Origin of the sequence: Streptomyces colwelliae, assembly GCF_048158785.1 — a bacterium.
In the GTDB taxonomy this organism is placed as follows: Bacteria; Actinomycetota; Actinomycetes; order Streptomycetales; family Streptomycetaceae; genus Streptomyces.
On record NZ_JBLTJC010000438.1, the window covers coordinates 1 to 7,910 of the forward strand.

Consider the following 7,910-nt stretch of genomic DNA (forward strand, 5'->3'; position numbering starts at 1 on the left):
TACCTGAACCTCGGGCGCGGGTGCTGGTGTTGTCGCTGGCGCTCGCGGGCGGGCTCACGGCCGTAGGAAAGGGGGCGTGGGGGGTGTGACCCCCACGCCCCCGCACCAAGGACTACTTCACCGGCCTGATCCCCAACGGCCCCGCGATCTCCTCCGCCATCACCGCACCCGCCTCGAACTCCAGCGTCGTAGGAGAACTGCCACCACCCCCCGCTCGTCATGCGGACATACATCAGCCAGCCAGGGCAATCCGGTCTGGCCAAGTAATCATTTTGAGCCATTCCAATTCATTGAGCATCCAGTTCTTTCATGGACGCTTAAGGTGACTTTGCCATGCGGGCACCAGAGAAGGGGAATGCATGTTACGTCCTGGACTCGCACGAAGAGGAGTCACCTTGGCTTCGTTTGTCCTCCTCCTTTCATTCAGCCTTTGGGAACCAAGCGCCCAGGCCGACGACGGGGGCCTGATAGAACTCAACCCGAGCACGGCAAGCAGCGCATCAGAGGCGCCACCGTCCAAAATGGATTCGTCACTCTTCGACGATTCGGAGAATTGCTCCGTAATTGCGGGATCGACGAATTCCGGGACGACTACGACATGCGCTCATGTCACGTCCACCTCAGTGGTCAAGTCCACTCTCGACTCACAGATCAGTCCACGCGCGGCCACGAGTTGCACGATTACGGCCAACACGTGGACGTCACAGCGGATGGGCTACTGCTTCAGCATCGGCTTCACAATCAACAGTTGGGACGAAGAAGGCGAACCGCTGGGGACAGCTACCGCAGTAGTCATGGGCTCGGCCCAGTTGGACCCACGTAGCGGCACATGGACCGAGGACGACCTCATCAGCGTTCCTACCGCTTCGGGGAACATGGTCAACGCTTTCGCAACATTTTCCGCTTCCTGCACGTCCCCGTGCACTGCGGATCAACCCGTGGCGTGGACGACGGGAGCCATGCCCATGGTGGCGCCAGAATCCCTGCCGGATTCCATCACCTATACCGACATCCCGGCTGCCGGAACCGAAAACTTCATAAGGACCGCTTACAATTTCAATCTCCTTCCCGCCAGTGGCGCCGTGACCATCAATGATGCCAACTGGAGCAGCACCCAGCAGATCCGATGCGACACCACCATGAAGAACAGCACTGGCGCGCTCGCTCCTGGCTGCGCAATCCCAGCTTTCAAGCCGAACTACAACTTTGACGTAGCCACCTACGGCGCTGCAGGCTACTTGTACTACTTCACGCAGCACTATTGGACGGCCTACGACGCGTCCACCGGCGCAGGAATCAAGAAGGGTACTGCGGCAGATCCGTTTATGTACCAGTACGGGTCGTCCGACGCCCATCAGGCCAAGACATGTGGGACTGGGGCCAGCAGGGCGTTCATCCCCAAGCCGGGAAGCGTGGTGGATGATTCCTGCGACGAATTCCCCTTCGCCATGACCGCAGAGGGCGGAATCGATGGCGGCCTTTGCGGCGAGGTGGTACCTCAACAGGCCACGGACGGGTCATGGAAAATGTACGCCGCGTATTCAGATATACCCGTCACCCTCAAGGAACCGTGCGTCCGGGGTCATGTACCCAGTGCAGAGAACAGCAAGGCCGACAGTGACCTCGGAGTATGGATCCAGCAGGAGCGAATTATCGATCTCGACTACTTCTCTGTATCGACGACCATGTCGTAGACTGCACCACGAATAGGCCAGCCCGGCAGTCTCGCCATACAACAGGCGGGACTGCCGGGCTGGCCAAATTCGATTCCGGCAACCAGTCGAACCAATGAGGACAGAATAATGGAAGCCCTTGAGGAATTTCTACTTCAAAACACCCCGGAGTCTTTCATGATTACCTTCACTCGAAGCACTTTCGACGCAGAGATTGCACACCGCTACGGCGCCCCAGAATCTGACATCGAAACCTTAAGCGGAGAAGAGGCCGACGGACTGATCGGACGCTCCGGGCCCGGCTCCCTGCTTCGCGTTGGCAGTATTCCCGGGTGGGGCTTCGGATATGAACCGTACGGCGCACAGGGCTGGAACGAGAAAATCCTTTCGGCACTTTCCGCCGAAACAGAGACTGTCTTTTTCTCCACAATCTCAGGTCGCACAACTGTTGGCCGCTGGATGAACAGCAGGATGGTCGAGTCGTTCAGCATGGATGGCCCGCAGACATTGCATCACACCGGGCCCGCCACACTTTTCGAACAGGCTGACATGGAATCAAGTCGCAGCGGAAAAGCGCGTGGGCTGAGCGCCGTCCACCGGTACGTCGGAGCAAGTCTCAGCAGCGAGGACTTGAACACTACGCTGCTTACGACTTGGCTCCCCCCTGTTCCTTTGAAGCCGCGGAAGCCCAGCGCCACACCGTCACAAGACCTCGGACCAGCTATCTGACCGCTCGTTTGGCAGCATGTGCCCCGTACACGCGGTATGAGGCGCAACATACTCACCGCGCCCCACAACGTCCGGGAAAAGAACGCCAGTTGACTACTTCACCGGCCTGATCCCCAACGGCCCCGCGATCTCCTCCGCCATCACCGCGCCCGCCTCGAACTCCAGCGTCTCGTCACCCATGACGCTCTGGTCCGTGTCCAGGCCGTCCAGTTCCGGGAGGGGCTGGTTGAGGCGGACGTGGGCGACCAGGGACTGGAGGGCACGGAGGGACGCCGAGGCCGTGGAGCCCCAGTTGGAGAAGTAGGAGAACTGCCACCACCACAGGGCCTCCGTGGTGCGGCCGGCGCGGTAGTGGGCCATGCCGTGGCGGAGGTCGGTGATGACGTCCGCGAGGTCGTCGGAGATACGGGCCGGTACGGGGGCCTTGCGCGGCTCGTAGGGGTCGAAGACCTCCGAGTACACGTCGATCGGCTCCAGCATCACCGCGAGGCGCTCGCGGATCTCGTCCACGTCCGGCTCCGGGCCCAGGTCGGGCTCGTAGCGCTCGTCCGGGACGATGTCCTCGTGCGCGCCCAACCGGCCGCCCGCCAGGAGGAGTTGGGACACCTCCAGGAGGAGGAAGGGGACCGCCGAATCGGGGTCCTCGCCCTTCGCTACCTCCGACACGGCCACCAGGAAGCTCTCGACCTGGTCCGCGATCTGGACCGCGAAGTCGTCCGGGTCCGGATCGGTGGCATGCAGCGTGGCGTCAGACATCTAGGAGTCGTCTCCCCTCGAAGGCGCGGCCGAGGGTCACCTCGTCCGCGTATTCCAGGTCGCCACCCACCGGGAGGCCGCTGGCCAGGCGGGTGACCTTGAGGCCCATGGGCTTGATCATGCGGGCGAGGTACGTGGCCGTGGCCTCGCCCTCAAGATTCGGATCCGTGGCAAGGATCAGTTCCGTGACCGTACCGTCGGCCAACCGCGCGAGAAGTTCTCGTATACGCAGGTCGTCGGGTCCGACACCCTCGATCGGGCTGATCGCGCCGCCCAGGACGTGGTACTTGCCCCGGAACTCACGCGTGCGCTCGACCGCTACGACGTCCTTCGGCTCCTCGACCACACAGATCACCGTGAGGTCGCGGCGCGGGTCGCGGCAGATGCCGCACAGCTCTTCCTGCGCGACGTTTCCGCAGGTCGCGCAGAAGCGGACCTTCGCCTTGACCTCCATCAGGCACTGCGCGAGCCGCCGTACGTCCGTCGGCTCCGCCTGGAGGATGTGGAAGGCGATCCGCTGCGCGCTCTTGGGACCGACGCCGGGGAGTCGCCCCAATTCGTCGATGAGGTCCTGGACCACGCCTTCGTACAACGGACTGCCTGCCCTTCCTGGAGTCGTGCCGGGAGGTACGTACGTACCGTAGTTGGCCGCGGCCTGTCTTAGAAAGGCAGACCGGGGATACCGCTGCCGCCGCCGAGGCCCTGCGCGAGCGGGCCGAGCTTCTGCTGCTGGAGAGTCTGCGCGTTCTCGTTGGCCGCCTGGACCGCCGCGACGATCAGATCGGCAAGGGTCTCGGTGTCCTCGGGGTCGACCGCCTTCGGGTCGATCTTCAGCGCGCGCAGCTCGCCGGAACCGGTGACGGTGGCCTTCACCAGCCCGCCGCCCGCCTGTCCGTCGACCTCGGTCCGCGCCAGCTCCTCCTGCGCGTTCGCCAGGTCCTGCTGCATCTTCTGGGCCTGCTGGAGCAGCTGCTGCATATTGGGCTGGCCACCACCGGGAATCACGATCAGCTCCTGGTTTCGTACGGCTGTCAGTCATGGATACGGCTGTATGGGCGAGGTTTCTCCCGCTCGGCACGAGCCTACGTGGTCCGGGCAGTCATCGCTTCAGCACTCTTTCGAGTGAGTCTTCACCGTGTCCTATACCTGATCAAGACCCACTTCCGGGCGGAAAAGAGGTGAAACCAGATCCTTCGCCACCCATTGGGCGGTAGGAAGGATCCGGCACATCAGCATCAGGTGTCACACGACGTAAGGGAGTGCCGGGTGGGTCAGCCGGAGATTCAGCCCGAAGGCGGCGATGTGGCCGGGCGGACGTTCCCGCTCGGGGACTGGGGCGAGCCGACGGCCCGGCTGGACGAGCTGTACCGGTGGGTCGAGAGCGGGGCGCTGGAGACGGCGGCCCGCTACCTCACGGACCGGGTGTGGAAGCGGCGCGGGGCGCGGATGCTGCGCGCGGGCGCCGCGCTGGGCGCGCTGGCGGGCGCCGCGCTGCCCCTGCTGGACCTCACCGGGGTGGCGGGCGGGGTGGCCGCCTGGGGCTATCTGGCGCTGCTGCTGGGGGTCGCGTGCGTGGCCGGGGACCGGTTCTTCGGCATGACGTCCGGCTGGATGAGGGACGTCGCTACGGCACAGGCCGTGCAGCGCCGTCTCCAGGTGCTCCAGTTCGACTGGGCGTCGGAGGGCGTGCGGGAGTTCCTGGGGCCCGCGGAGGGCACGGCGAGCGAGGCCGCGGACCGGTGTCTGGGGGTGCTGCGGCGCTTCTCGGAGGACGTGACGGAACTGGTCCGGGTGGAGACGGCCGACTGGATGGTGGAGTTCCGGACCGGGGCGGGGCCGCTGGGCATCCAGTCGGCGGTGGTCCCCGGGAGCCGGCAGGAGGGGACCGTCGTGCAGGGCAGGTTCCCGATGCCGCCGGGGCCGGGCGGCGGCACCCGCCCGAACATGCCGAGGCAGCGGCCGCCCGAGCCCCGATGAGCTGAGCACCGGGCTCTGCGCAGAGCTTTACGCAGAGCTTTACGCGCAGAGCTTCAGGCCCTCCGGGGTCCAGCACGGGATGTGGCCGTGGGTGCGGATCACGTCCTGGCCGTTGCCCCGCGAGAGATAGGTCAGGAAGCTCGACGCGAGGGAGTCGGCCGGGGGCTGGCCGTAGGTGTAGGCGTACTCGATCTCGCGGTACGGGTAGTCGCTCGTGCCGTGTTCGATGGCGTCCACGGAGGGCGGGTGGCCGTCCAGCTCGACCGTGTGCAGGCCCTTCGCGCCGGACGCGAGGGTGAGTTCGCTGTAGCCGATCGCGCCGGGGAGCTCGGCGACCTGCGTCAACACCTGGTCCGTGGAGTCGAGTTCACAGCGGATGACCGGCGCCGTCGGGTCGTCCTTGTGAACGCAGTCGACAGAGGAATTGGCGATCTCGCCGCGCTTCAGCACCCGGCGCTGAAACACCTGTCGCGTCCCGGAGTTGGCGTCCCGGCTGACCAGGTGCACGGCGAGGTTCGGCCCGCCGAGCTGCCGCCAGTTCGTGATCTCGCCCCGGTACAGGCGTCGTACGTCCGCGGTGGTCAGGTTCTTGAGGCGGATGCCGTCGTTGACGACGATCGCGAACACCGACATCGCGATCCGGTTCTCGCGCAGCCGCGGCATGTCGCTTGGCTTGGGGCCGTCCGACAGGGCCACGACGGCCGGTGAGCCCTTCGTCGAGGCGAGCCCGGTGGCCTCCAACTCCCTTACCCCCGCCGTCGATCCGTGCGGGTCGACCACGACCGTCGCACCCTCGCAGTCCCGTTCGTACTTCTTCGCGACCTCCTCCACCACCGGCGCGAAGGCGGTCGAACCGGTGACGGTGAGGGTGCCGTGGGCGCAGCCGATCGGGGGTGGGGTGTCGTCGCGGACCACGACGATCGCCGCCAGTGTCACCACGCACACCGTGAGCATGATGGTGATCAGCCGGGAGGCGCGGCTGAACAGGGGCGCCTTGTCGTCCGGGGTGGCGCTGCGGTTGGGGTGCACCTCGCCGTCGCGGATGCCGCCGATGAGCCGGATCGGGCAGCCGACGTCGCCGCCGGAGAGCAGCACCAGCAGCTTGAAGTGGTCGCCGCGGTTGAGCGGGACGCGGGGGATGCGCAGGGTGTTGCCGTCGTAGCCGAGACCGGCCGCCGGGGTGAAGTGGTCCATCAGATGATCGGTGCCGACCGGCTGGGTGACCGAGACACCGCGGATCGTGCGGTCGGTGAACACCGCGGTGAGGCCGTGGAGTTCACGCCCGGTGTAGTCGTTGTCGGCGATGCTCTGCGAACCGTCGTTCTCGATGCGCAGCAGGACCAGGGTGGCGTCGGACATGCCGGGGACCTCGTCGAAGAGGCCGAGGCGGCGGTTGGCGCGGCCCGAACGGACGTCGTCGCCGATGGGGTTGTCCATCTGGACCCGGTAGCCGATCCGCTTGCGGCGCGGCACCCGGCGTTCGTACCAGACCATCACGCCGGACGCGACGATACCGAGCACCGCCGTGCCCACGGCGACGACGTTCTCCGCGCTCAGCCACTCCACTGCGGGCCCCCGCTCCCCAGCCGGATCGTGGGGTCACGGTACGAGCGGCACCGGAAAACACGCAGGGGGTCTTGGCCGAAGTTCGCGTGACGTTCAACTGGACCCGCTGTGAAGGGAGTTCAGCCCGACGCTCAGCCCGACGTTCAGCCCGCCTTCGTGTACGTCAGCTTCTCCCCGTTGCCGGTGTTCACGCGCTCCAGCGTGTTGTCCGACAGCAGGGTGATCTCGGTGGCGGAGCCCGGGTTGCAGGACGTCAGCGGCTTCCCGGCGGTGACGGTGGAGGCACTGATCGCCAACGGGCTCTCCCCGCCCGGCTCTTGGGCGAGGTCGGCGCTGAACTCGCAGTGGTAGCCGGGGCCGTCCGCGATCAGCGTGAGGACCGGGGAGCCCACCTTCCCCTGCCGGATGGTGAGTTGGCGGGTGTTGTGGCCCGTGTCGTTGTCGATGGACGCGTCCCAGGTGCCGAGGTATCCGCTGGGTACGGCACCGTCGCCGGTAGGTGTGGCGGAGGGCGAGGGCGATTGGCTCGCCGACGACTCCCCGGTGCTCGGTCCCGGGGTCGTGGGCGCGGCGCTGGTGGCCTGACCGCCCGAACCGGTGGTCGTACGACCGCTGTTGCCACCCCCCTTCATCAACGCGTACACCGAACCGCCCGCCCCCAGCGCGACGACCAGCGCGACCACGACGAGGAGCGCGGTCGACCTGCCGTTCCTGCGCGGCGGCTGGGGCTCCCCGTACGGCGGGACCGCGCCGGATGGACTGTTCCGGGAGGACAAGGGCTGTCCGGCGACACGACCCGTTCAGGCGTTCCGCCACTCAGGTGAACGGAACCGGGCTCCTCCTGGTCACGTCCGCTCGGCTGCGACGCCGTCGCGGTCCCCGCGCATTTCGGACCACTGGTCCTGCCCCGCCTGCCGCGCGTCGGCTGTGTCTACGCCGATGAGACGCACTGGTGGTGGATCGTGCCGTCCGACTCGGACTACGCCCTGGACTGGCCCGCGCCGGCGCGGTACACCACCGGCGCGCTCGTCCCGGACTCGCCTCGCGCGCCCGGTCTCATCCACAAGCCGGACGGGAAGCTGCCGTATACGCCGCCGATTCCCTTGTACCTGGCGGTGTGCCGGGTTACGGGGACTACTCCTTCTTGGTCGCGGCCCATCAGCGCGTAGCGCTCCGCGGGTTGGGCGGGATTTTTCGGCGAGGTCGGTA

8 protein-coding genes and 2 pseudogenes are annotated in these 7,910 nt (G+C 66.4%); 4 read left to right on the forward strand and 6 right to left on the reverse strand.

What is annotated here, in order from left to right; genetic code table 11:
• Positions 1-112: 112 nt before the first annotated feature.
• Positions 113-187, reverse strand: a pseudogene (locus ACNFOC_RS46800) (DUF5063 domain-containing protein); the annotation flags it as partial.
• 523 nt (positions 188-710) lie between these two features.
• Here ACNFOC_RS46800 and ACNFOC_RS46805 point away from each other — a divergent pair.
• Both ACNFOC_RS46805 and ACNFOC_RS46810 read left to right on the forward strand, forming a co-directional pair.
• Complete coding sequence (locus ACNFOC_RS46805) at positions 711-1,694, forward strand: NucA/NucB deoxyribonuclease domain-containing protein (RefSeq protein ID WP_416965097.1); 984 nt, start codon at positions 711-713, stop codon at positions 1,692-1,694.
• A gap of 108 nt (positions 1,695-1,802) precedes the next feature.
• Positions 1,803-2,402: a hypothetical protein gene (locus tag ACNFOC_RS46810; RefSeq protein ID WP_416965098.1), complete on the forward strand. Its 600-nt coding sequence runs from the start codon at positions 1,803-1,805 to the stop codon at positions 2,400-2,402.
• Between the two features lie 93 nt (positions 2,403-2,495).
• Here the strand turns inward: ACNFOC_RS46810 and ACNFOC_RS46815 are convergent, their stop codons facing one another.
• The 3 genes from ACNFOC_RS46815 to ACNFOC_RS46825 form a co-directional block, all read right to left on the reverse strand.
• A complete protein-coding gene (locus tag ACNFOC_RS46815) occupies positions 2,496-3,158 on the reverse strand; it encodes a DUF5063 domain-containing protein (protein WP_416965099.1) in 663 nt (220 codons plus the stop codon).
• The gene (recR, locus tag ACNFOC_RS46820) at positions 3,151-3,750 is read right to left on the reverse strand and encodes a recombination mediator RecR (protein ID WP_019063094.1); all 600 of its coding nucleotides are present in this window, start codon (positions 3,748-3,750) and stop codon (positions 3,151-3,153) included. Before recR ends, ACNFOC_RS46815 begins: the two co-directional genes overlap by 8 nt.
• Positions 3,751-3,818: 68 nt before the next feature.
• Positions 3,819-4,163 carry a YbaB/EbfC family nucleoid-associated protein gene (locus ACNFOC_RS46825; protein WP_356053061.1) on the reverse strand — a complete coding sequence of 115 codons (345 nt, stop codon included), beginning with the start codon at positions 4,161-4,163 and terminating at the stop codon, positions 3,819-3,821.
• A gap of 261 nt (positions 4,164-4,424) precedes the next feature.
• Between ACNFOC_RS46825 and ACNFOC_RS46830 the strand changes: the two genes are divergently transcribed.
• Positions 4,425-5,135: an SLATT domain-containing protein gene (locus ACNFOC_RS46830; protein WP_416965100.1), complete on the forward strand. Its 711-nt coding sequence runs from the start codon at positions 4,425-4,427 to the stop codon at positions 5,133-5,135.
• 39 nt (positions 5,136-5,174) lie between these two features.
• On the opposite strand, the gene ACNFOC_RS46835 is transcribed toward ACNFOC_RS46830, so the two are convergent.
• Both ACNFOC_RS46835 and ACNFOC_RS46840 read right to left on the reverse strand, forming a co-directional pair.
• Positions 5,175-6,701 carry a substrate-binding domain-containing protein gene (locus ACNFOC_RS46835; protein ID WP_416965101.1) on the reverse strand — a complete coding sequence of 509 codons (1,527 nt, stop codon included), beginning with the start codon at positions 6,699-6,701 and terminating at the stop codon, positions 5,175-5,177.
• A gap of 143 nt (positions 6,702-6,844) precedes the next feature.
• On the reverse strand, positions 6,845-7,477 hold the full coding sequence (locus ACNFOC_RS46840; protein WP_416965102.1) for a hypothetical protein: 633 nt from the start codon (positions 7,475-7,477) through the stop codon (positions 6,845-6,847).
• 75 nt (positions 7,478-7,552) lie between these two features.
• On the opposite strand from ACNFOC_RS46840, the pseudogene ACNFOC_RS46845 reads away from it, so the two are divergent.
• Positions 7,553-7,870 (forward strand): annotated as a pseudogene (locus ACNFOC_RS46845) (hypothetical protein); the annotation flags it as partial.
• Positions 7,871-7,910: the final 40 nt, after the last annotated feature.

Coding starts and splice junctions, on each gene's coding strand:
- ACNFOC_RS46805 (WP_416965097.1), top strand. CDS start 711: ATGGGCTACTGCTTCAGCATCGGCTTCACAATCAACAGTTGGGACGAA.
- ACNFOC_RS46810 (WP_416965098.1), top strand. CDS start 1,803: ATGGAAGCCCTTGAGGAATTTCTACTTCAAAACACCCCGGAGTCTTTC.
- ACNFOC_RS46815 (WP_416965099.1), bottom strand. CDS start 3,158: ATGTCTGACGCCACGCTGCATGCCACCGATCCGGACCCGGACGACTTC.